The sequence below is a fragment of the Pantoea sp. CTOTU50773 genome, from assembly GCF_032082325.1.
Lineage (GTDB): Bacteria > Pseudomonadota > Gammaproteobacteria > Enterobacterales > Enterobacteriaceae > Pantoea > Pantoea communis.
The window spans coordinates 1-21,953 of the sequence record NZ_DAMDQC010000073.1 but is presented as its reverse complement, the minus strand read 5'-3'; the positions used below and the strand labels follow the sequence as shown (position 1 = coordinate 21,953).

Here is a 21,953-nt window from a genome sequence, read left to right as displayed (position 1 = left end):
GCAGAGCCGTTACGCCATCCATATGGATCAGATAACGATGGATGCGCGCGATCACCCCGGTAGCGTTACCAACCCAAGGGCAAAACAGAATGCCGCCGGACATCACCGCAATCACCCGCAGGTTCAGCAGCGAACCATCCACGTTAATGCGCGACCAGGTAATGAACAGGGCAAACAGCGAGAACATCGCCGTCACCACCACTTTCTCTTTGATCGAATGCTCATCTTTTTGCAGCAGCTGACGGAATACCCGCGTGCGGGTAAGGAAGAACAGACAAATCAGCATCAGCGCAGCGCGGTCAAATACCGCCAGCAGCATGTCGAAGTGGGAAGGCAAGGGCATCTCTCGGAGTGAACCAGGGTGAGGTTATGATAAAAAATGTGATCAAGATCTGCCAGCGCCGCGACACCCGCAAAACGCTTCTCATGGTTTAGATCAATTTTCCGGCCAAATTCTCACTGGTGTTTTAAAACAGCAACGCATTCAGCTCGAGGCCAGAACGGGCCAGCCCGAAGAGCAAAGCGGCTGGGCCACGGATGGCCCAGCCGATCTGCAGGGATGCGTGTTGTCTTTGCGATAGGGCTGGCCCGTTCTGGCCCTGGCACCCAACCAACAGCGACTATCAACTCAACTCCCAACTCCCAAAATCCCCAACACTCCCCAAAAAGAGGAAAACTTGAGTAACAAAAAGAGGATTAGTAATCCCTACGCAGAACGCTGGTTGTAAATCACGCGGTTTGCTATGTTGCCATGAGTTATTTCGCGGAGCGCAGCAATGCAACTTCTTACCCCTCGCTTGTCCCTGACACGCTTACAACCCGAAGACTGGCAAATCTTCAAAGCCGTACACGAAGATCCCGGCACCATGACCTGGGTCAGTGAAATCCCTGACGAAAACGACATACGCCAGCGCTTCACCGAACGCCTCGCGCCCTGGCAAGTCACCAGCTTCCACATGCTGTGCCTGGTGGCACGCCTGTGCGAAACCAATGAACCTATCGGCCTGTTTGGATGCAGTGCCGAATGGCAGCCTTATCGGCAAGCTGAGGTCGGCTACATGCTCTGCCATCGCTTCACCGGAAACGGCTATGGCAGTGAAGCGCTCAAGGCACTGTGCGACTTCTTGCTACAGGCAGAATTTCATAAACTCAAAGCGCTGGTCATAGAGGGGAATTGGCCGTCCCGACGCATTCTGGAAAAGAATGGTTTCACACTTGAGGGCACTCTACGGGATAATTATCTGCTAAACGACCAATGGGTAAACGATTGGGTGCTGGGTCGCCTGAATCCGCAACATTAAAAAAATATTCTGTTGCTCTCGACAATTCTGTTATCAGCGCGTTATGTTCTTACCTCGGTCACCGCAGTGACCAGCGTCGCTCGGACGGTCCGGGCGCCTACGTAAACCAGAGGACATCATGGCTGATAACAGCACACCCCGTCGTTTCTCGCGTATTGAACGCCTTCCCCCGTATGTATTCAACATCACCGCTGAATTGAAGATGGCTGCGCGTCGGCGCGGCGAAGACATCATCGATTTCTCAATGGGGAATCCGGATGGACCCACGCCGCCACACATCGTGGAAAAACTCTGTCAGGTAGCGCAACGCGACGATACGCACGGTTACTCCACCTCGAAAGGCATTCCTCGCCTGCGTCGCGCCATCTCGCGCTGGTACGCAGATCGCTATCAGGTGGAGATCGATCCCGAATCAGAAGCCATTGTCACCATCGGTTCCAAAGAAGGGCTGGCGCACCTGATGCTGGCGACGCTCGACCATGGCGACACCGTCCTGGTGCCCAATCCTAGCTACCCGATTCACATCTACGGCGCGGTGATCGCCGGTGCGCAAGTGCGTTCCGTACCCTTGGTGGCAGGCGTTGACTTCTTCAACGAGTTGGAACGCGCTATCCGCGAAAGTTATCCGAAACCGAAGATGATGATCCTCGGCTTCCCTTCGAATCCCACTTCACAGTGCGTCGAACTCGACTTCTTCGAACGTGTAATTGCGCTGGCGAAACAGTACAACGTGCTGGTCATCCACGATCTGGCTTACGCTGACATCACCTATGATGGCTGGAAAGCGCCGTCGATTATGCAGGTGCCGGGTGCGCGCGACGTAGCGGTGGAATTCTTCACCCTGTCGAAAAGCTACAACATGGCAGGCTGGCGTATCGGCTTTATGGTGGGTAACAAAGAATTGGTATCCGCGCTGGCGCGTATCAAAAGCTACCACGATTACGGCACCTTCACCCCGCTGCAGGTCGCGGCGATTGCCGCACTCGAAGGTGATCAGCAATGCGTGCGTGATATCGCCGAGCAGTATAAACGCCGTCGCGATGTGCTGGTGAAAGGGCTGCATGAAGCGGGCTGGATGGTCGATCTGCCAAAAGCCTCAATGTACGTCTGGGCGAAAATTCCCGATCACTATGCGCATCTCGGTTCGCTGGAGTTTGCCAAACTGCTGCTGCAGGAAGCCAAAGTGTGCGTCTCACCGGGCATCGGCTTTGGTGACTACGGTGATACCCATGTGCGATTTGCTCTGATTGAAAACAGCGATCGTATTCGTCAGGCGGTACGTGGCATCAAAGCCATGTTCCGTGCGGATGGTATATTGCCGGGAACGGTAAAAGCGCTGGAAGAAGAAGAGTAAAACTAAGAAGGGCGACTTTGGTCGCCCCGCCTGGCAGGATTTATTTGAGCATCAGCACGAAAGTGCCTACCCAGATTAACAGGAAGAAAGAAACTCCCATCAAAGCATATCTCACAAAACGACTCCTCTGAGCGGTTACCATGCTGGTGATCCCACTCCAGCGTAACCCGAACAGAATAAGAGAAAGGTGAAGTTCATAACCGCTGCACGCTTTCTTCTCAGGTGGTTCCAAGCGAACTCAGAACAGGATCGAGCGCTAATTTACGCGCAATCGATCCGAAAATAAATAGGCCAGTTCTGAGAGATTGCTCACATTTTCATCGGGCGTCAATTTCCGGTATCGCGGACATGCCCACACGCAGTTGCGCCAAATCGGGTTGGTTGGCATCCAGCACAATTTTCACCGGTAAACGCTGCACCACCTTGGTGTAATTACCGGTGGCATTGTCCGGTGAAATGGCGGAGAAGGTCGCGCCCGTCGCCGGTGCAATGCTGTCAACATGACCGGTAAAGGTCTTGCCAGGCAGCGCATCGACTCTCACCACCGCTCTCTGTCCCGGCTGCACATCGGCCAGCTGAGTTTCGAGATAGTTGGCGGTGATATAGGTTTGCTGCAAGGGCACCACCGCCAGCAAACGCGTTCCGGCGCTAACGTAAGCGCCCAATCGCACCGAACGCTGACCCACCATACCGTCTACCGGTGCCACAATCCGCGTATAAGAGAGATTCAACTTCGCCTGATCCACGCTGGCCTGCGCTGCTGTCACATCGGCCTCTGCCTGACGCACGGCCGCTTGTAACACACTAACCTGTTTCATCGATGCAGCCAGTGCAGCTTCACTCTGGCGCACAGCAGCAGACGCTGAACGTTGGGTTGAACTGGCTTTCTGCTGCTCATCTGCGGCAATGGTGCCGCTTTTATACAGCTGGTTATAACGCGCCGCACTCTGTCCTGCGTATTGCGCAGACGCCTGGCTCGCCGCCAGGGTCGCTTTGGCTTCATCAATGGTTGATTGCTGCTGCTCCAGTTGAGCCTGGCTGCTCAGGCGTTTGGCATCGCTGACCTGCAACTTCGCCTGCGCCGTTTCCAGCGCCACGCGGTAATCGCGATCGTCAAGCGTGGCCAGCAGTTCGCCCGCTTTTACTCGCTGGTTATCCTGCACATTCACACTGGCGATATAGCCGGACACTTTCGGTGCCACCAGGGTGTAATCCGCATTTACATAGGCATCATCAGTGCGATGATCGTTGCCGGTCATTGATGACCAGACAAAAAAGGCCATGGCCAGCAACACGATTAATAGGGCACTCAACAGCACCGTTCTTTTCAAGGCAAAAGCTTGCATATCAGTTATCTCGACGTCGTCGTAACAGGTTGAATCAGGGTTTGTGGCGGCCAGACACGTTTTGGCAACCAGGCAGTCAGTAGTAAAAGCAGGACGGCGAAACCAATCAGCATTTGGTAGCAGTCACTCAGGCTGAGCACCATCGCCTGATGCTTCAGCAGTGTCGCGAAACCGCTCAGGTTCTCTGCGCTACTGGCGCTGCCATCCGGTAATAAAGGAAAGCTGCTGCTGGATTGGGCGCTGCTGGGCGCGGTCATCAGCCAGGGGCGACTGGCGGCATTGCCCACCAGCACGCTGGAGTGAAACTGTTCCCGGTGGCTGATAAACCATTCCACCAGGGTGCTGGCGGCAATGCTGGAGAAACCGCGCACCGTATTGAACATCGCGGAGGCAAATGGGCCTTCCGGTGGCGCAACCACGCTGGTGGCGCTCATCAACACCGGCAGAATCACCATCGGTTGACCGAAAGCCTGCAAAATTTGGATGACCCAGAAATTCTGTCGCGCCCAGTCACTGGTAATGTTCATGCCCATCAGGCAGGAGATCACCAGCAGCGTCACGCCAGCAGTTAGCATCCAGCGGCAATCAATCCAGCGGATATTGAGCAGTGCTGCCACCAGTGGGGCGATCAGTAATTGCGGCAAGCCGATGGTTAACGCCAGCGGCGCGAATTGCAGTGTGCGAAAACCTTCTACCTGGCCAAGATAGGCGGAGGGCAGCGCGGATCCGGAAAGCGACAGAATCAACACGCCCGCCAGCGCCAGCAAACCGTGTGCGAGATTGTGACGGCGCAGCATCTGCAATTTGAACAGCGGCAACGGGTGAAACCATTCATTAATAAAGAACACAGTCAGCAATGCCAGCGCGCTCAATAATAGCGCCGCAAACAGCGGTGAACTGAGCCAGTCAAGGCGTTCCCCTTGCGTCAGCGCCAGAATCAGCAGCGCCATGCCTGAGCAACCGGTCAGCATGCCGAACAGGTCTATCTGCTTAAAACGCTCGAAGCGCAGCGGGTCTTGCGGTAAGCCCCAGCCAATCAACAGCATGGCGATCAGCATTGACGGGATAACTTGCCAAAACACGAACATCCAGCTCACTTCATCGGTCCAGAAAGCGGCGAGCGTGGCGGCGAGATTGGGACCAAAGGTGGCGGTTAGCGCGTAGGCACCAAGGCCATAAAGTTTGATCGGCGGCGGCAGAAAACGCAGTGCCACGGTCATCAGTAACGGTGGCAATGCACCGCCAAACAGACCCTGAATCAGGCGCAGCGCAATAAACAGCGTGGCGTTCGGCATTAAAGGCAGCAGCAAACCGCACAGCATAAAGCCAGCGGAAACCGTCAGAGCAAAACGACGCAGGGAAAAGGTCACGGCAAACCACGGCGCGATCATCATCGCGGCCACTTCTGCCGCCTGATAAGCGGAAATGATCCAGCTGCCTTGATCGTAGCTAATGCCGATGGCGGCACGGATATCCGCCAACGCAATATCCGTCACGCGGTCATTTAATCCGGAGGTGAGCGCAGCAATCAGCACGCCAACCAATCCCAGCGCCAGGCGCAGGGTAAACGGATGGGGAGCCGGAGCCGCAACAGGCTGGGCGTTCATAACAGGTGTCTCGTTTTATTATTGATGCAGTGTATTGCGATGTGATACATGTCGCATCTTACATCTCGGTATGATGTATTGCAATGTGATACAGGGTGTAAAAGTGCGGTCATTCGCGCTAAAGTAGGGCAGGCCAAAAAGGAACGCACAATGGTTGAACTTCCCTCAAGCCGTGAGGATGAAAAAGCGGGTGGCATTCAGGTCATCGCGCGTGCGGCAAAAATTCTGAATGCGCTGGGTGAACATCCGGGCGGCATGAGTCTGGGCGAAATTGCGCAGGTGGTTGATCTGCCACGTTCAACGGTACAGCGTATTATCGCCGCGCTGGATAGCGCGCAACTGGTGCGCAGCAGCGGGGCGGGCGGGCTTCGTCTGGGACCGGCACTGCTCAAGCTGATCTCCAGCGTGCACAGTGATGTGGTCGAAATCGTCCGTCCGTTTCTGGAACAACTCTCAGCCGACATCAACGAAACCGTTTCGCTGGCACGCGCCAGTGGCACGCAGTTAGCGATTGTTCACTATGTGGTGGCATCCCGGGAATTGCGCGTGGTGCCACGCATCGGTTTGAATCTCCCGCTCTACAGCACTTCAGGCGGTCGTGCACTGCTGGCACTGGAAAGTGATGAAGATGTGCGCGTGATGGTCGGCGAAGCGTATAAAGAGTTGACCGAAATGACGGTGAAAACTTTGCCACAACTGCTGGAGCTGATTACTGAGGTGCGTAACAGCGGTCTGGCCATTGATCGTGGCGAAACACTGGAAGGAATTTCCACCATGGCGGTGGCGATTGACACGCTATTCGGTCGCTTCTCCATTTCGCTGCTGGTGCCGACGGCGCGTTTTCATAAACAGGAAGCGCGTTATCGTGATGAAATCATGAAATGCAAAGAGGCGCTGATTCGCGAAATTGGCAAAATGACCGCTGTGGAAGGATAACCAACTGATGAAAACCTTGCTGATGGCCATTGATAATTCACCGGTGGCAGAAAAAGTCATCGCGTTAACCATTGAACAGGCGCTGGCGCAACAGGCTCAGGTCACGGTGTTGTGCTGTGTTGATCCCGCTTATTCCTCCTGCAATCAGCCGATCGAAATCGATGCGGGCGAAGATCCAGATGATTTCGTCGCGGCAAAAGATGAACAAAATACCGCTGAAATGGTGGTGCGTCACGCGCTGGCCCCGCTACTGCGTGCCGGTGTGGCTGCCAAAGGTTTGACTCTGGCCGGTGAAGCCGCGGAAACCATTGTGGCGCAGTCCAATGCACTGAAGGCCAGCATGATCATCATCGGTCGCCGTCATCTTTCTCCTTTTAATCGCTTACTTAAAGGTTCGGTGAGTGCGGCTGTGATTGAGCGCGCCAACTGCCCGGTTCTGATTGACGTTCGCAAGGATTAATCACGCTCCATGTTTTCCCTCTTACCTATCACGCTGGCGGCGTTTGCGCTGCTGGCGGTGATTATCATCGTTCTGATCCGCACCACGGCACTCCGCTTATGGCAGGGGTTAGTGCTGTTTTTACTGCCGTTAATCCTGGCGAACATGCTGTGGTTTAGCTGGTTACATCCACGTCAGGAGCGACAGGCGCTGGAAAGCGAGGTGGCAAATCAGTTAAGCCTCGCACCCGGCTATCGTCAGCTCAAAACACAGGAGCCGGCGCTGTGGCAAATGCTTAATCGCGAGTTACTGCACAAGCGTATGGAAGGCGTGCCTGCTGACCAGGCGCTGGGCGAGTTACGTGGATGGCTGATGGATCTGGTTAATCAGCGTATGGCGCGTGCAGATGACGAGACGCTGCTCAATTATTTGCGTGTGTCAGTGCAGGAGATGCAGGCACTGCAGCAGCCGGAGCCACAACGCTGCTTCCGCTTCCTTTACCCGCAGGTAAATGGCGGCATCAATTTGCAACAAGCGCTGTCACCGACGCTGTACCAGCGAGATGCCCTGGCTTTAGATATGCTCTTGAAAAACAGCACAGGCGAAGAGCGACCGATCGATCAGCAGGGCGCACAACGTGATTTGCAGAGCGTCGTGGAGAAACTTTACGGCAAGTGGGGTGATAAACTTCAGCAACTCAACATGCCTGCTGATACTGCCGTTGATCGCAGCGCCATGTGTGCCATGTCGATTGATCTTTACAGCGGCATTCTCGCATTGCCTGCCAAACAGTCCGCCAACCTTTTGCGTAAGATGGTCAGCCTTACCGGTTAGGTTTACGCGTAAAAAAAAGCCCGCTCAGCGCGGGCATAAAGGTCACTTTCCGTTTTTTTTTCTCGTGTCACCTGGTGTGGTACAGACTTCGTGCTGTTCGAAAGCATCATGGCATCGGTTAAGTGATATGAAAAACCGTTTGGTTTTATTGATTTGATTGGTAAAAACTTTTTAAAAATGACTATTTCGCGCCAGTTTCCTATAGATGCGTGCGGCATAGGCATTTAGACTGCTTCGCCTGGAAGAGGACACCCTAATGAAAAAAATGCTTATTAGCGCACTCGCGCTTTTTATGCTGGCCGGTTGTAGTGTCAGCAAACCCGGTGGATTTGAACGTGTCGATGAAGATAAAAGCTCAAATACCGTGCAATATCGTTATGACCCGCAAACGTTGAATAAAGATGCGATGGAAGTCGATCTGGCGAATTATTGTAACCAGCGTGGATTTGATAAAGTGGAATCGCTGCCAGCACAGGACAGCCATCTGCCCGGATTAAAGAAAGCCTGGTATCAATGTAATTACGCGGTAAAAAGCTAAAAGAAAGGGCGGGATAAATTCCCGCCCTTTTTGTTTTTTTTATTATGTGCTGTGTGTGCTTTGCCCAATTACCAATGGCGACCATGATAACCATGGTCATGATGCCAGCCGCCACCGTGGCCCCAGCCCGGTCCGCGACCATATCCGTCATGAACGATACAACCACTCAACATCGTCATAATGGCAACAACCGAAGCCGCTTTAATAAGTGTTTTCATGGAGAGTCCTCCTCTTTTCCAATGAAGCCAGATTACCGGGGAAAAGTGGAGTGAAGATGCAGTAAATGTAGAGTTATTTCTGGATCTATTGCCAGATATGTCAATTTAAAGCTAAAAACGTCAAGGCGGGAAATAAACCAATCAGATAAAACCGAATGCCTGATGATAATAACGCGAATAGTCTGAAAAGCAATCCTAAATAACAGCCGTTCTCAACTCTTAAAACATTACGCAGAAAAGATGGAGAAAATAGATGCCGCACAGTGATGCGGCATCTGTTGAGATTAATTATGCAGCAAAGGTTCAGTCACGTTTTGACGATTTGGCAGACGGATGCTGAGCGACAACACCAGTGAAATCACCAGCAGTGTCATGATCAAGCTGAAGGTCACGGTAAAACCACCAAACACAGAAGCCACCAGTGAACCCATCACGCTGCCGATACCGAATCCCAGGTAAATCAGCCCGTAATTTTTCGTCAGATTATTAAGACCAAAGAAATCGCTGACCAGGGAAGGGAACACGGTGATGGTGCCACCAAAGCTAAAGGCAACACAGGCCAGTGACAGGAAGAAGGTGGTTTCATTCATCCGGGTAAACAACAAAATGCTCATGCCCACCAGTGAAACGATCTGTGCCAGTGAAATGACGCGAATACGTGCCATTTTATCGGAGAGTACGCCGAGAATAAGACGGCCACTCAGGTTAGCAATCGCGATGACAGTCACGGCATTAGCAGCGGTTTGCGTGGTCAAATGGACCATCCCTTCGCCGATGTCTTTCGCCACGCCAATCACATACAGTCCGCTCATGCAGGCAGTGAGGAACATCAGTGCCAGCATCCAGTACTGTGGCAAGCGTACGGATTGCGCCAGCGTGTAATCTTTTTCCAGCACTTTCGCGTTACCGCTGCTTTGCTGGATAGGGGCATCACGCATCATCAGCGCACCCACAATGATCATACTCATCGCCAGCACACCCCAAATCATAAAGGTGTTCTCCAGACCGTAAGTGCTGAGCAGCGCGCCACAGATAAATTTGAAGCCGAGGCTACCTAAACCGTAAGCACCAATCGAGCAGGCGGAGATTAATCCTTTGCGCTCCGGGAACCACTTCACGCAGTTTGACAGCGTCATCAGGTATCCTGCGCCATCCGCTAAACCGACCAGGATGCCGGCGCTGAGATACAGCATCATCAGGTTATCGGCATGAGCGGTCAGCCAAAAGCCAATCGCCATTAAAATCCCGGCGCCGATGGTGACGTTACGCACACCAAAGCGCTCCTGTAATTTTCCCGCCAGTGACGATGCAATCGCCAGGCCCAGGCTGAGTAAACCAAACGAGAAGGCAACCTGACTGATTGGCGCATCAAGCTTATGCGCCAACTGGCCGTTAAACAGGCTCCAGGTGTAAACCGAACCCAGTGCAAACTGAGTGATGATGGTGCCGATAAGGGTAAGCATGCGGGTGCGCTGCAACTGCGCGGATAGTTCTGTTTTCATTTTTATCTCTCCCCTCAGGGAATGCGGAATCTGCAGCGATAATAGGCAGCTTACGCGCGCGTGGGGCGAAGCAGGGCATCAAGAGACAGGATGAAGGAATGAAATGCAGTAATACGGGTATGAATGGCATTGGGTCACAGTGATGTCAATTTAAGCGTAGCGGTTGCCATGGGTAAGCATGTGTAACCGGGTGTTATAAGCGTACCGATTTCCCTGCAAGATGACAGTTTTTTGCCAGGCTTAAGATTCACTCAATAGGAGGAAATATGACAGACCGAGCATATGAATCCGCGTCAAGCGAGGATGAAGTTTGCTGCATCATCGGTCAGGCGGTGATCGAGTTAAGCGATGAGCATCAGCCTGTGAATAAATCCACGCTGTCGCTGAAATTACTGGCTATGGCCGATCGCGACAGAGATGATGAACGCGTTCTGCTTTACTGGATTGCCAGAAAAGCCATCAATAAACCTCACCAGCTCAATATCGGCGTTCAGGGCTGGCGCTAGAGGACCAAAGAGCGGGCGCAATGCCCGCTCTCGCTATTCAGGCCAGGCGTAATTTGCGTGCCGTGGGCCAGCGCACAAACATCACCATATTCCCCATCAGAATCATCGACAGACCCACGATGGCATTGCTGTGCCACTGATATCCCTCATAAATGGTCGACAACGTCAGTGCCACCAATGGGAAAAGCAGTGTGCAGTAGGCGGCCTGGCTGGCTCCGATACGGCCGACAAGCGTGAAATAAGCGCCAAATCCCAGCACAGAGCCAAAAATGGCCAGATAACTCATCGAACCAAGCCACTGCAAATTCAGCGCAGGCGCTAATGAATCGCCATTCAATAGTGCGATGATTGCCATAACAATTGCACCATATAACATGGCATAGCTGTTGGTGGTTAGCACATCACGTTGACGGCGCTGATGGCGAGTCGAAATCATGTTACCCAAAGAGAATCCAAGCGTGCCCAACGCGCTCAGCCCAACGCCCCACAGCAGTTGCGGAGCCGGGTGTGCTGCCTGAATGTCATTCCAGAACAAGGCAACAATTCCCCCCAAACCAAGCACGGCCGCGGGCAACAGGCGAAACGGTGGGCGCTGACGGAAAAAGATCCAGCTGTTGAGCGCGTTATACAGCACGGCCATGGAGAAGATGACCGATTCCAGGCCACTGCTGATCCACGCTGCCGCATGATAGAAACAAACGAAGTTGAAGCCAAATACGCAACAGCCTTGCATTAAGCAGAAAAGGTGATCCTGCTTATCCAGCGGGCGCAGACGTTTAATCAGTTTCAGGATCACCAGCATCAGTATTGAGGCCAGCAAAAAGCGCCAGAATACTGCAACAAGAACCGGCGTGTTAGCCGCTTCTTGTTGCAGGAATATCGCAATCCAGGTCGTGCCCCAAATCAACACCACCGCAAGGTACAACATAATGTTCATCGCATTCTCTCCAGCAAAATCATTGCCTGAAGTGTGACGATCATGATGGCCATCTGCTTGCACGCGGTTGCGCGCGAATTGCAAAATCTTGCGCTTTTTACACGGATGTCCCGCGTTGGCCTGTTTTCTGGCCGTGGAGATCCGTAAACTGTGCGTTATTAACTTGTGAGTGGATGCCTTTGATGCCCGATTATCAAACCTTCGACATGCTGCAGCGCCATAAAGCGCAATTGCGCGATAGCGTGCAGCTTTCGGGTGGCATCAAGTTGGCGGCCTGGTTTAATAGTGGCGATCGTGTCACTAATCTTAGCGATCACCATACGCTCAGCCTGTATACCGCTGACGGCTATGACACCTGGCATAAAACTCAGCATGGTTGGCGCAACGGCGGTGGTCCGGATCGCTTCTGCCTGATGCCTTCTGGTATTGAATCCACCTGGGATTTACGCGCCGATTTGTCGTTCGTACATCTCTACTGTACTGACGAGCACTTGCGTCATCTTGGCGAACAGATTTGGGATCGCAGCCCCGCCCAACTTAACCTGCATGAAAAGATCTTTGCCGACGACGATCGCATCACGCAACTTTATCGCCATTTCCTGCTGAGCGTTGACTGGCAGCAACCCGCCAATCAATTGATGCTGAGCAGTGCCTCAACGTTGTTAATGACGCATCTTTTGCAGCGCTACAGTGAAGTGCAGTGGCAGGCGCCACAGGTGCGCGGCGGATTAGCCCCCGCGGTATTGCGGCGCGTGTTGGCTTTTATTGATGCACAGTTGGATCAGCCGTTGACGCTGGCGCAATTAGCTGCGGAAGCTTCATTGAGTGAGTATCACTTTGCTCGCATGTTCCGCAGCAGCGTGGGCGAAGCGCCACATCAGTTCGTGATGCGTCGTCGTATGGATACCGCACTGCAACTGCTAAAGTTCAGCGCTCTGCCGTTAACTGAGATCGCGCTGCGTTGCGGTTTCCACTCTTCCAGTCACTTCAGTAACCGTTTCCGCCAGTTGCATGGTGTCACCCCTTCCGCATGGCGCCAAAACGCGCACCAGCTTTGATTCCGCTGTAATTACCTGAAACAGCCAGTTTCTACCTTCGAGAAACGTATCAGATTCATTCACTCTCATGCTAATTGTGATGAACTTTTCTTAGCCTTAGATACAATGCCATCCATTAACATGTTGTTTTTGATGTAATAATTACATGTTTAACTTATGCGGAGTGGTAACGATGGAAATGCGCGTTTCAAAGCTTGAAGCCGATGTATTTGAAATGAAGGCAGATATTAAAACGTTGAAAACCGATATGGAAACGGTGAAAACCGACCTGGCGGTGATCAAGTCTGACTACGTAACGAAAGCCGATTTACATCAGGAAATCGCTAAAACTCATGTAGAGATCGCCAAAATTCACATAGAGATGACCAAACAAACCAAATGGATCCTGGGTGGAATAATGAGCGCAGCTGGACTCAGCTTGGGTATAGCGCGCTGGCTGTTTTGAGGGATTAGACCTAAAGCCAATATGAGGGAATGATGAACACTGCAAGCTGCCCTTCGTCACATCCTACGTCCATTCAGATTCGCATGTTTACCAGGAGTAGATTTCTGCCTGGGGATGGCATTGCTTATGATCAGAATTATAGTTACCAGGCTGGAGGAAACATGCTTGAAGTGCGCGTTGTAAAACTTGAATCTGACGTCAGTCATATTAGACGTGACGTTGAAGAGCTAAAGGCCGATGTAAAATCAATCGATAGAAACATGGCTGCCGTGCTTGAAAAACTAGAAGGTCTCAAAGAGTCACTCGCTAAAAAGCCTTTGACAGATGCAGTTGATAAAAAGATCTCTGAAGCGAAGTTGGCTGCTTTACTCGGTGTTCCAGCCTTAATCGCTATTGGCACTTCGGCCTACAAGTTGATAGCGCATTTCTATTTCTCATGAAGACCCGTAGCCGTCTTGGTTTAGTTAAACCCACCGCCGCTCATCGAAAATCTTTGCGTGCCAATGATTCGGCGATTGCCTGATATAAAGGGGGATGAGGAGGGCAGCGAACGGCTATATGGTGTCCCCTGCAGGAATCGAACCTGCAACTAGCCCTTAGGAGGGGCTCGTTATATCCATTTAACTAAGGAGACGCGGCGCGCAGTATAGCGTACCGACCAGCAGAATTTAACCGTGTAAATCCTGTTTGCTCAATCTATCAACAATGTCGTGCCACAGATCACTGTTGTTTCTTCTGCGCTTTCTCTTTGCGCTTCTGTTCCGCCTTCGCTTTGGCCTTCGCCGCCTCGCTCATATCGTTGCGAATTTGCGCATGGCTAATCAGTGCAAAAATCAACGTGCCGCCGGTGATATTTCCCAGCAGGGTAGGCAGCGCAAACGGCCAGAGAAACTCCTGCCAGGGCAGTGTGCCGGCAAACACCAGATACAGCACTTCTACTGAACCCACCACGATATGGGCCAAATCTCCAAGCGCCACCAGCCAGGTCATCATCACGATCACCACGATTTTGGCTGCTCCCGCGTAAGGGAACATCCAGACCATGGTGGCGATAATCCAACCTGAAATCACGGCATTGGCAAACATTTCGCTGGGGGAGTTGTCCATCACCTTTTCGCTGATCACGGTAAAGGCCTGGCGAGTTGCCTCGTCAAAAATCGGCATATGATTAAACGCCAATGCGCCGAGCGCCGTACCGATCAAATTTCCTGCCAGCACTATGACCCACAGACGAAATAACAGCATAAAATTACCGCCGGTGGGTTTGTGCATCACCGGTAATACGGCGGTAACCGTGTTCTCAGTGAACAGTTGCTGGCGCGCCATAATGACGATGACAAAGCCGAAGGTATAACCCAGATTCTCCAGCAGGAAACCGCCTGGCACATCGGCCAAATGCACATGGAAAATCCCTTTGGCCATCAGCGAAGCGCTCATGGAGAGCCCCGCAGCCACGGCAGACCATAATAAGGCCATGCCGTCGCGCTCTAGCTCTTTCTCGCCATCCTGGCGGATCTCTTCATGAATGGCAGCAGCCCGTGAGGGCAGGGCATCTTCATCCACTTCTATCTCTTTCCCCTGGTCCTTTTCGTCGCTCTCGACATCATTGTCATGTTCTGAAATGGATGGTGATTGCTTCATGTTTTCCCCTGGTGATAATGCTAACGCGTAATAAGCGTAGACGGTTTTATCAAGAGCGAAATGTTACGAAGATTCAATTTAAGAGTAACAAGATTTTAACTGAGGCGATTTTTTGCGCAATTCCTTGATCTGATGCGCACGAATACCCCCTTTGGGGGAAGTGAGAGCTACCTCACAGACTTCGGCCCACAGATTCATTGTGGTATTATCCCCGCCTTATTTCACAGCTGCGATTCCCTCTTTCATGCTCGAAGTCATTAATCTCTCATGCGTTCGTGATGAGCGAACCCTGTTTCATGGTCTGAGCTTCCAGGTGCAACCGGGTGACATTGTGCAAATTGAAGGCCCTAACGGGGCAGGAAAAACCTCACTGCTGCGTCTGCTGGCTGGATTAAGCCGGGCAGAAGAGGGCGAGGTGATGTGGCAATCGCAGCCGATTCGTCAGCAGCGCGAAATATGGCATCAAAACTTGCTCTATCTTGGCCATCATCCTGGTGTGAAGTCGGTACTCTCACCTCTGGAAAACCTGCATTTCTGGCACGGCGATCGTGATGAAGAAGTGATTTTCGACGCGCTGGAGCAGGTGAACTTGCTGGGATATGAAGAGGTGCCGGTTGCGCAGTTGTCCGCAGGGCAGCAACGGCGTGTAGCCCTGGCTCGCCTGTGGCTCAGCCCGGCAAAAATCTGGATTCTGGATGAACCGCTCACGGCCATTGATAAAGGCGGCGTGGAAAAATTAATGGCGCGTTTCGCTGAACATGCCGATAACGGAGGCGCAGTGATTTTGACTACCCATCAGGATTTGCCTGATGAGAGTGAACGCGTGCGCAAAATCCGCCTCATCTCGGAGTGGGTTTGATGTTAGGTCGCGTGATTCAGCGTGAGTTGAAAATTGCATTTCGCAGCGGTGCCGAGGTGATTAACCCGCTGTGGTTTTTCCTGATTGTTATCACGCTGTTTCCGTTAGGTATCGGGCCGGATCCTCAGCAACTGGCGCGCATTGCGCCAGGCGTGGCGTGGGTTGCGGCATTGTTAGCCTCACTGCTGGCGCTTGAACGACTGTTCCGTGATGATTTTCTGGATGGTTCGCTGGAGCAACTACTTTTGCTACCGACACCGTTGCCCGTCACGGTGCTGGGAAAAGTGATTGCTCACTGGCTGATTACGGGCTTGCCACTGATTTTACTGTCGCCTCTGGCGGCACTCCTGCTGTCACTGGATTTTGCTGGCTGGCGCGCGATGGCGCTGACGCTTTTACTCGGCACGCCAACCTTGAGTTTTCTTGGTGCGATTGGCACCGGTCTGACCGTTGGGCTGCGGCGTGGCGGCGTACTTCTGAGTTTACTGGTATTGCCGTTGTCGATACCTGTTCTGATCTTTGCCAGCGCGGCCATCGATGCCGCCGGTCAGGGATTGCCGATCGGAGGCTATCTGGCAATTCTTGGCGCGATACTGGCAGTGAGCGCAACACTTTCGCCGTTCGCAACTGCCGCGGCTTTGCGCATTAGTCTGTATTAATCCGTGCTGCCCCAGAGCCGCCGGTATCCGAATTCTTTTTTATTGTGAGCTATGCAAATGTGGAAATGGTTACACCAGTGGGCAAAGCCTGAGCGGCTTTACCAGCTATGCGGTCGCTTAATTCCGTGGTTCGCCGTGCTTGGCGTGGCAACGCTGCTGCTTGGTTGGGTGTGGGGCTTCGGCTTTGCACCGGCCGATTATCAGCAAGGCAACAGCTTCCGTATTATGTACATTCACGTGCCAGCCGCGATGTGGTCAATGGGCGTTTACGCATCCATGGCGATTGCCGCGTTTATCGGCCTGGTGTGGCAGATGAAGATGGCGGATCTGGTTTCGGCAGCGATGGCGCCTATTGGTGCGGTGTTTACTTTTATCGCGTTAGTGACGGGTTCCGCCTGGGGCAAACCGATGTGGGGCACCTGGTGGATTTGGGATGCGCGCCTAACCTCGGAACTGGTGCTGCTGTTCATCTATATGGGCGTGATTGCGCTCTATCACTCGTTTGAGGATCGTCGCACCGCCGGTCGTGCCGCAGGCATTCTGATTCTGGTGGGCGTGGTTAACTTGCCCATCATCCACTTCTCGGTACAGTGGTGGAACACCCTGCATCAGGGATCGTCAGGCATTTTGCAGCAGGCAATTGCGCCGAGTATGCGGACGCCGCTGCGTTGGGCCATTCTCGGTTATCTGCTGGTGTTTGGCGCGCTGACGCTAATGCGCCTGCGTAACCTGATCCTGTTCAGCGAGCGCCATCGTCCATGGGCGATCGATGTGGCTCAGGGAGGGCGCAAAGCATGACACCGGCTTTCTCATCATGGAGCGACTTCTTCGCCATGGGCGGCTATGCCTTCTATGTCTGGCTCGCCGTCATCCTCACGTTAATCCCTTTATTCGGTCTGGTGCTGCATACCCTGTTGTTCCGCCGCCGTTTGCTGGCAGAAATTCGCCAGCGTCAATCCAGGGAGCGCCGCATTCGCGCGGCCAAGTCGAAAAAAGCTGCCAGTGAAGCAGCAGGAGAAACCGTGTGAATATCCGTCGTCGTAACCGCCTGTATGTGGTGGTCGCGATTTTGGTCGGCTTAGGCCTGGCCACATCGCTGGTGATGTATGCGCTGCGTTCCAACATTGACCTGTTTTACACCCCGAGTGAAATTCTGTACGGCAAAGGTGAAGCGCATCAGATGCCGGAAACCGGGCAACGTCTGCGCGTCGGCGGCATGGTGATGCCTGGCAGCGTGAAGCGCGATCCGAAAACGCTGGCTGTCTCTTTCAAGCTGTATGACGCCAACGGCGTGATCAGCGTAAGTTACGAAGGCATCTTGCCGGATCTGTTCCGTGAAGGGCAGGGCGTGGTGGCGCAGGGCGTGCTGGAAAGCGGCAACCTGGTCAATGCCAAAGAAGTGCTGGCAAAACATGACGAAAAATACACCCCGCCAGAAATTGAAGATGCGATGAAGAAAAACCACACAGGACCTGCAGCGACTTATCAGCAGGCAGGTGCTCAATCATGATGCCGGAAATTGGCAGCTTTCTGCTTTGCCTGGCGCTGGGACTCGCGCTGCTATTAAGTATTTATCCGTTGTGGGGCGCAACGCGTCAGGATGCACGTTTGATGGCGATGGCACGTCCGCTGGCGTGGGGCATGTTCGCCTGTATCGTTGCCGCCTTCGTGGTGCTGGTACATGCGTTTATCGTTAACGATTTCAGCGTGGCCTATGTCGCCACCAACTCCAACACCCTACTGCCGGTTTACTACCGCATCGCGGCCACCTGGGGCGCGCATGAAGGTTCACTGCTGCTGTGGGTGCTGTTGCTCAGCACCTGGACGGTAGCCGTCGCGATTTTCAGTCGCGGCATGCCGCAGGATGCACTGGCGCGCGTGTTGTCAGTCATGGGGATGATCAATCTCGGCTTCCTGCTGTTTATTACGCTCACCTCGAATCCGTTTACCCGAACCCTGCCGAACTTCCCGGTTGATGGCAGCGACCTCAATCCGATGCTGCAGGATATCGGGCTGATTTTCCATCCGCCTCTGCTTTACATGGGCTATGTCGGTTTCTCGGTGGCATTTGCGTTTGCAATTGCGTCATTGATGGCAGGGCGCCTCGATACCGCATGGGCGCGCTGGTCACGCCCGTGGACCACCGCAGCCTGGGTTTTCCTGACCATTGGTATCGTGCTCGGTTCTGCGTGGGCCTATTACGAACTGGGCTGGGGCGGCTGGTGGTTCTGGGATCCGGTCGAGAATGCTTCGTTCATGCCATGGCTGGCCGGTACGGCGTTGATGCACTCGCTAGCGGTGACAGAAAAACGTGGTAGCTTCAAATCCTGGACGGTGCTGCTGGCGATCACGGCATTCTCATTAAGCCTGCTGGGCACTTTCCTGGTGCGTTCAGGCGTGCTGGTGTCAGTGCACTCATTTGCTTCCGATCCGGCGCGCGGCATGTTCATTCTCGCCTTCCTGGTGATCGTGATTGGTAGCTCGCTGCTACTTTATGCCATCAAAGGTGGCAAGGTGCGCAGCCGCGTGCAGAGCGAAGCCTGGTCACGCGAATCCTTCCTGTTGGGTAATAATGTGCTGTTAATTGCGGCCATGCTGGTGGTGCTGCTGGGCACGTTGTTGCCGTTAGTCCATAAGCAGCTTGGACTGGGCAGTATTTCTGTCGGCGAACCCTTCTTCAACACCATGTTTACCTGGTTGATGGCACCATTCGCTCTGATGCTCGGCATTGGGCCGCTGGTGCGCTGGCGTCGCGATGAGCCGCAGAAGTTGTGGAAACGCCTGGGTGTCGGTTTGCTGGTCACACTGATCTTGTCGATCGCGCTGCCGTGGCTGCTGCAGGACCGCATTGAAGCGATGACAGTGATTGGCTTGCTGATGGCGATCTGGGTGATTCTGCTGACGCTGATGGAACTGCACGAGCGCGCTACCCATCGCCACAGCTTCTTCAAAGGTCTGCGTCATTTAACCCGCAGCCATTGGGGCATGGTGCTGGGTCATTTAGGCGTTGCCGTAACAGTGGTGGGTATTGCTTTTAGCACTCAGTACAGCGTTGAGCGCGATGTGCGCATGAAGTCAGGCGATACCGTGGATATCCACAACTATCACTTCATTTTCCGCGACGTACACAATTTGCAGGGACCGAACTACAGCGGCGGTGTCGCCATTATCGATGTGACGCGTGACGGAAAATTTGAAGCGGTACTGCATGCTGAAAAACGGTTCTATACCGCAGCCCGTACCATGATGACCGAAGCGGCAATCAGCGGTGGTTTCACTCGCGATCTCTACGCGGCATTGGGCGAAGAGCTGGATGACGGTTCCTGGGCGGTGCGCATCTATTACAAACCGTTCGTGCGCTGGATTTGGTTCGGCGGCGTGTTTATGGCGGTCGGCGGCCTAGTGTGCCTGCTGGACCCACGTTATCGTTCGCGCAAAAAAGCGCAGCAGGAGGAGCTGGCATGAGCAAGAAAATCCTGTTCATCCCGTTAGTGCTGTTTCTGCTGCTGGCGGCCGCGCTGTTGTGGCAGTTGTCTCGCAACGCTAATGGGGATGATCCCACGCGTCTGGAATCGGCGCTGATTGGTAAGCCGGTACCGGTTTTCAAACTGGAAGCGCTCGATAAGCCGGGCAAAATCTATGATCAGCAAGTTCTGACCGACGGCAAACCGATCCTGCTCAATGTCTGGGCCACCTGGTGCCCGACATGCCGTGCTGAGCATCAGTATCTCAACACGCTGGCCGAGAAGGGCATTCGCGTCGTCGGGCTGAACTACAAAGATGATCGCACCAAAGCGGTCACCTGGTTGAACACGCTGGGCAACCCTTACGCGCTCAGCCTGTATGACGGTGACGGCATGTTAGGTCTGGATCTCGGCGTCTACGGTGCGCCCGAAACCTTCCTAATCGACGGCCACGGTATTATTCGTTATCGCCATGCGGGGGATATGAATGATCGCGTGTGGAACGAAGAAGTGAAACCACTCTGGGATAAATACAGCAAGGGGGCCGGTGCGTGAAACGGCTTCTTTTGTTAATCGCAGGCATTCTGCTCAGCACCAGCCTGTGGGCTGCCATTGATACTTACCAGTTCGATTCGGTACAGCAGGAAGAGCAGTACCGCGATCTCACCGGTTCACTGCGTTGCCCTAAGTGTCAGAACAACAGCATTGCCGACTCCAATGCGATGATTGCCGCGGACATGCGTCTGAAAGTGTATGAGCTGATGAAGCAGGGCCAAAGTCGCCAGCAGATCATCGATTACATGGTGGCGCGCTACGGCAACTTCGTCACCTATGAACCACCGGTTACCCCTTCAACGCTGATTTTGTGGGTGGGGCCGGCGCTGTTTGTGGTGCTGGGCGGCTTGATTATTATTCTGCGCAATCGCCGGGGGAAAACCCGTAGCGATCTCGACGACGATGAACAACAGCGCCTTGCGGCGATTCTTAAGCGTGACGGGAAGCCGTAATGACTGGATTCTGGATTACCCTGATTATTTTGCTGGTGGCGGCCTCGGCGCTGTTTCTCAGTGCAGGCTGGCGTCAACGTCAAGCCACTAGCGGCGATCGCGATCGTCTGAATACCGATTTCTACCAGCAGCGCCTGCGCGAATTAGCGCGTGATGAAGAGGAAGGCGTGGTTGCCGAGCGCCCGGAGATGGTGCGTGAACTGCAACAAACGCTGCTCACCGATGTGCCGAACGAGCACGCCGCGCGCATCCATAGCAGTAGCCGTTGGGTGCTATTGCCGGGACTGATTGTATTGTTGCTGGTGTCGGTTGGCTTTTACCTGAAGACAGGTGGACTGGCGCAACTGGCCGGTTGGGTTAGCGTGCAGCAGGAATACCCCCAGTTGCGCGCCCGTGTGATGGATCCCAAAGCGGCGCCCTTAACCATGGAAGAGTTGGCTCGCCTACAATTAGGGTTGCGCACCGCTCTGCAAGACGATCCGCAAAACCTCAATGACTGGACGATGCTGGGCCGCCTTGGCATGGTGCTGAATAACGCGACGAATGCCAGTCAGGCCTTCCAGCGCGCATTGCAACTGGCACCTGATAATCTGGAACTGCAGCAGGATTATGCCGAAGTCCTGACGCGCTCCAGCGATCCGCAGGACAACCGCCAGGCCAATGTGATGCTGAAAGATCTGCTAAAACGCGATCATAGCAACGTGCGCACCCTGAGCTTGTTGGCATTTAATGCTTTTGAGCAGCAGCAATATGATCAAGCGATTGGTGCCTGGCAGGTGATGCTGAAGCTTCTGCCCGCGGGTGACAAGCGCATTACCATGATAGAGCGCAGCATTGAACAAGCGAAAACTGATGCGGGACAGCAAAATAGTCACCTGGCATTGACGGTGAGTTTAACTCCGCAGGCAGAAAAAATGTTACCGCAAGGCGGAGTGTTGTATATTTCTGTGTCTGACGGTGTTTCACCGGTGCCTGTGGCTGTGAAGCGTTTACCGCTGAGCCATTTCCCGTTATCGCTCACGCTGGATGACAGCAACGCCATGATGCCCGATCGCCTGCTTTCGGCGCAGCATCAGGTGCAGGTCAGGGTGCGTATATCGCGCGATGGTAGCGCCAATCCTCAGTCGGGAGACTGGTTTGGCTTAAGCGCGATCACCCCCTGGGATGGTCATCAGCAACTGGCTGTGGAGATTAATCAACAGCAGCCCTGAAGCGATACATTATTCAACCGCACAGGGAGATAAGAATGAATAACCGCCTGACCGGTCTGGCGCTGGCCAGCTTGCTGCTGGTGGGATGTGC

The 21,953-nt window shown here is 53.6% G+C and carries 27 protein-coding genes and 1 tRNA gene; 19 read left to right on the top strand and 9 right to left on the bottom strand.

Annotation, left to right across the window (positions count from 1 at the left end; translation table 11 throughout):
- On the bottom strand, positions 1 to 319 hold a 319-nt coding region (locus RT340_RS13185; RefSeq protein ID WP_313376431.1), incomplete at its 3' end, for a LytS/YhcK type 5TM receptor domain-containing protein.
- A gap of 457 nt (positions 320 to 776) precedes the next feature.
- On the opposite strand from RT340_RS13185, the gene RT340_RS13180 reads away from it, so the two are divergent.
- Together RT340_RS13180 and alaC are read left to right on the top strand one after the other, a co-directional pair.
- Entirely contained in the window at positions 777 to 1,301 is a 525-nt protein-coding gene (locus RT340_RS13180; protein ID WP_313376425.1) for a GNAT family N-acetyltransferase, read from the top strand.
- A 118-nt stretch (positions 1,302 to 1,419) separates the two neighbouring features.
- Positions 1,420 to 2,655: an alanine transaminase gene (alaC, locus tag RT340_RS13175; RefSeq protein ID WP_313376423.1), complete on the top strand. Its 1,236-nt coding sequence runs from the start codon at positions 1,420 to 1,422 to the stop codon at positions 2,653 to 2,655.
- A gap of 40 nt (positions 2,656 to 2,695) precedes the next feature.
- On the opposite strand, the gene ypdK is transcribed toward alaC, so the two are convergent.
- From ypdK to RT340_RS13160, 3 genes are all read right to left on the bottom strand, one after another.
- Positions 2,696 to 2,770 carry a membrane protein YpdK gene (gene ypdK / locus RT340_RS13170; RefSeq protein ID WP_100701370.1) on the bottom strand — a complete coding sequence of 25 codons (75 nt, stop codon included), beginning with the start codon at positions 2,768 to 2,770 and terminating at the stop codon, positions 2,696 to 2,698.
- A gap of 202 nt (positions 2,771 to 2,972) precedes the next feature.
- Positions 2,973 to 4,001 (bottom strand): HlyD family secretion protein, encoded by a 1,029-nt coding sequence (locus RT340_RS13165; protein WP_313376421.1) that lies wholly within the window; start codon positions 3,999 to 4,001, stop codon positions 2,973 to 2,975.
- A gap of 5 nt (positions 4,002 to 4,006) precedes the next feature.
- Positions 4,007 to 5,608: an MFS transporter gene (locus tag RT340_RS13160; protein ID WP_313376419.1), complete on the bottom strand. Its 1,602-nt coding sequence runs from the start codon at positions 5,606 to 5,608 to the stop codon at positions 4,007 to 4,009.
- Positions 5,609 to 5,758: 150 nt separating this feature from the next.
- On the opposite strand from RT340_RS13160, the gene RT340_RS13155 reads away from it, so the two are divergent.
- The 4 genes from RT340_RS13155 (at position 5,759) to RT340_RS13140 (ending at position 8,355) form a co-directional block, all read left to right on the top strand.
- Positions 5,759 to 6,544 (top strand): IclR family transcriptional regulator, encoded by a 786-nt coding sequence (locus RT340_RS13155; RefSeq protein ID WP_313376417.1) that lies wholly within the window; start codon positions 5,759 to 5,761, stop codon positions 6,542 to 6,544.
- 7 nt (positions 6,545 to 6,551) lie between these two features.
- Positions 6,552 to 7,004 carry a universal stress protein gene (locus tag RT340_RS13150; protein ID WP_313376414.1) on the top strand — a complete coding sequence of 151 codons (453 nt, stop codon included), beginning with the start codon at positions 6,552 to 6,554 and terminating at the stop codon, positions 7,002 to 7,004.
- 9 nt (positions 7,005 to 7,013) lie between these two features.
- Positions 7,014 to 7,817, top strand: coding sequence for a hypothetical protein (locus RT340_RS13145; RefSeq protein ID WP_058959045.1), 804 nt, complete (start codon positions 7,014 to 7,016; stop codon positions 7,815 to 7,817).
- 256 nt (positions 7,818 to 8,073) lie between these two features.
- Positions 8,074 to 8,355 carry a lipoprotein gene (locus RT340_RS13140; protein WP_038645632.1) on the top strand — a complete coding sequence of 94 codons (282 nt, stop codon included), beginning with the start codon at positions 8,074 to 8,076 and terminating at the stop codon, positions 8,353 to 8,355.
- 68 nt (positions 8,356 to 8,423) lie between these two features.
- Here RT340_RS13140 and RT340_RS13135 read toward each other — a convergent pair whose 3' ends face one another.
- Together RT340_RS13135 and RT340_RS13130 are read right to left on the bottom strand one after the other, a co-directional pair.
- Positions 8,424 to 8,573: a hypothetical protein gene (locus tag RT340_RS13135; protein ID WP_166934934.1), complete on the bottom strand. Its 150-nt coding sequence runs from the start codon at positions 8,571 to 8,573 to the stop codon at positions 8,424 to 8,426.
- Between the two features lie 284 nt (positions 8,574 to 8,857).
- On the bottom strand, positions 8,858 to 10,075 hold the full coding sequence (locus RT340_RS13130) for an MFS transporter (RefSeq protein ID WP_034825201.1): 1,218 nt from the start codon (positions 10,073 to 10,075) through the stop codon (positions 8,858 to 8,860).
- Positions 10,076 to 10,341: 266 nt separating this feature from the next.
- Here RT340_RS13130 and RT340_RS13125 point away from each other — a divergent pair, with 266 nt between their 5' ends.
- Positions 10,342 to 10,581: a hypothetical protein gene (locus tag RT340_RS13125; RefSeq protein WP_034825199.1), complete on the top strand. Its 240-nt coding sequence runs from the start codon at positions 10,342 to 10,344 to the stop codon at positions 10,579 to 10,581.
- A gap of 37 nt (positions 10,582 to 10,618) precedes the next feature.
- Here RT340_RS13125 and RT340_RS13120 read toward each other — a convergent pair whose 3' ends face one another.
- Positions 10,619 to 11,518 (bottom strand): DMT family transporter, encoded by a 900-nt coding sequence (locus RT340_RS13120; RefSeq protein WP_097117238.1) that lies wholly within the window; start codon positions 11,516 to 11,518, stop codon positions 10,619 to 10,621.
- Between the two features lie 182 nt (positions 11,519 to 11,700).
- Between RT340_RS13120 and RT340_RS13115 the strand changes: the two genes are divergently transcribed.
- From RT340_RS13115 to RT340_RS13105, 3 genes are all read left to right on the top strand, one after another.
- A complete protein-coding gene (locus RT340_RS13115) occupies positions 11,701 to 12,576 on the top strand; it encodes a helix-turn-helix domain-containing protein (protein WP_097116541.1) in 876 nt (291 codons plus the stop codon).
- Positions 12,577 to 12,748: 172 nt separating this feature from the next.
- Positions 12,749 to 13,021: a hypothetical protein gene (locus RT340_RS13110; protein ID WP_160834563.1), complete on the top strand. Its 273-nt coding sequence runs from the start codon at positions 12,749 to 12,751 to the stop codon at positions 13,019 to 13,021.
- Positions 13,022 to 13,182: 161 nt separating this feature from the next.
- On the top strand, positions 13,183 to 13,461 hold the full coding sequence (locus RT340_RS13105) for a hypothetical protein (RefSeq protein ID WP_313376407.1): 279 nt from the start codon (positions 13,183 to 13,185) through the stop codon (positions 13,459 to 13,461).
- Positions 13,462 to 13,580: 119 nt separating this feature from the next.
- Here the strand turns inward: RT340_RS13105 and RT340_RS13100 are convergent.
- Both RT340_RS13100 and RT340_RS13095 read right to left on the bottom strand, forming a co-directional pair.
- A tRNA-Arg gene (locus tag RT340_RS13100) sits at positions 13,581 to 13,655 on the bottom strand.
- Positions 13,656 to 13,741: 86 nt separating this feature from the next.
- Complete coding sequence (locus RT340_RS13095) at positions 13,742 to 14,662, bottom strand: formate/nitrite transporter family protein (RefSeq protein ID WP_097116544.1); 921 nt, start codon at positions 14,660 to 14,662, stop codon at positions 13,742 to 13,744.
- Between the two features lie 244 nt (positions 14,663 to 14,906).
- Here RT340_RS13095 and ccmA point away from each other — a divergent pair, with 244 nt between their 5' ends.
- The 9 genes from ccmA to ccmI are packed head-to-tail and all read left to right on the top strand — an operon-like array spanning position 14,907 to position 21,862.
- The gene (ccmA, locus tag RT340_RS13090; RefSeq protein ID WP_097116545.1) at positions 14,907 to 15,521 is read left to right on the top strand and encodes a cytochrome c biogenesis heme-transporting ATPase CcmA; all 615 of its coding nucleotides are present in this window, start codon (positions 14,907 to 14,909) and stop codon (positions 15,519 to 15,521) included.
- The gene (gene ccmB / locus RT340_RS13085; RefSeq protein WP_313376404.1) at positions 15,521 to 16,180 is read left to right on the top strand and encodes a heme exporter protein CcmB; all 660 of its coding nucleotides are present in this window, start codon (positions 15,521 to 15,523) and stop codon (positions 16,178 to 16,180) included. The genes ccmA and ccmB overlap by 1 nt, the downstream gene beginning before the upstream one ends.
- Before the next feature lie 57 nt (positions 16,181 to 16,237).
- Complete coding sequence (locus RT340_RS13080; RefSeq protein WP_034825278.1) at positions 16,238 to 16,978, top strand: heme ABC transporter permease; 741 nt, start codon at positions 16,238 to 16,240, stop codon at positions 16,976 to 16,978.
- The gene (gene ccmD, locus RT340_RS13075; protein WP_034825187.1) at positions 16,975 to 17,208 is read left to right on the top strand and encodes a heme exporter protein CcmD; all 234 of its coding nucleotides are present in this window, start codon (positions 16,975 to 16,977) and stop codon (positions 17,206 to 17,208) included. The genes RT340_RS13080 and ccmD overlap by 4 nt, the downstream gene beginning before the upstream one ends.
- Entirely contained in the window at positions 17,205 to 17,690 is a 486-nt protein-coding gene (gene ccmE / locus RT340_RS13070; RefSeq protein WP_034825185.1) for a cytochrome c maturation protein CcmE, read from the top strand. Before ccmD ends, ccmE begins: the two co-directional genes overlap by 4 nt.
- Positions 17,687 to 19,645, top strand: coding sequence for a heme lyase CcmF/NrfE family subunit (locus RT340_RS13065; RefSeq protein WP_313376401.1), 1,959 nt, complete (start codon positions 17,687 to 17,689; stop codon positions 19,643 to 19,645). The genes ccmE and RT340_RS13065 overlap by 4 nt, the downstream gene beginning before the upstream one ends.
- Complete coding sequence (locus tag RT340_RS13060; RefSeq protein ID WP_038645648.1) at positions 19,642 to 20,199, top strand: DsbE family thiol:disulfide interchange protein; 558 nt, start codon at positions 19,642 to 19,644, stop codon at positions 20,197 to 20,199. The genes RT340_RS13065 and RT340_RS13060 overlap by 4 nt, the downstream gene beginning before the upstream one ends.
- Complete coding sequence (locus RT340_RS13055; protein ID WP_034825179.1) at positions 20,196 to 20,651, top strand: cytochrome c-type biogenesis protein; 456 nt, start codon at positions 20,196 to 20,198, stop codon at positions 20,649 to 20,651. Before RT340_RS13060 ends, RT340_RS13055 begins: the two co-directional genes overlap by 4 nt.
- Positions 20,651 to 21,862, top strand: a complete 1,212-nt coding sequence (ccmI, locus tag RT340_RS13050; RefSeq protein WP_097116547.1) for a c-type cytochrome biogenesis protein CcmI — start codon at positions 20,651 to 20,653, stop codon at positions 21,860 to 21,862. The genes RT340_RS13055 and ccmI overlap by 1 nt, the downstream gene beginning before the upstream one ends.
- Positions 21,863 to 21,953: the final 91 nt, after the last annotated feature.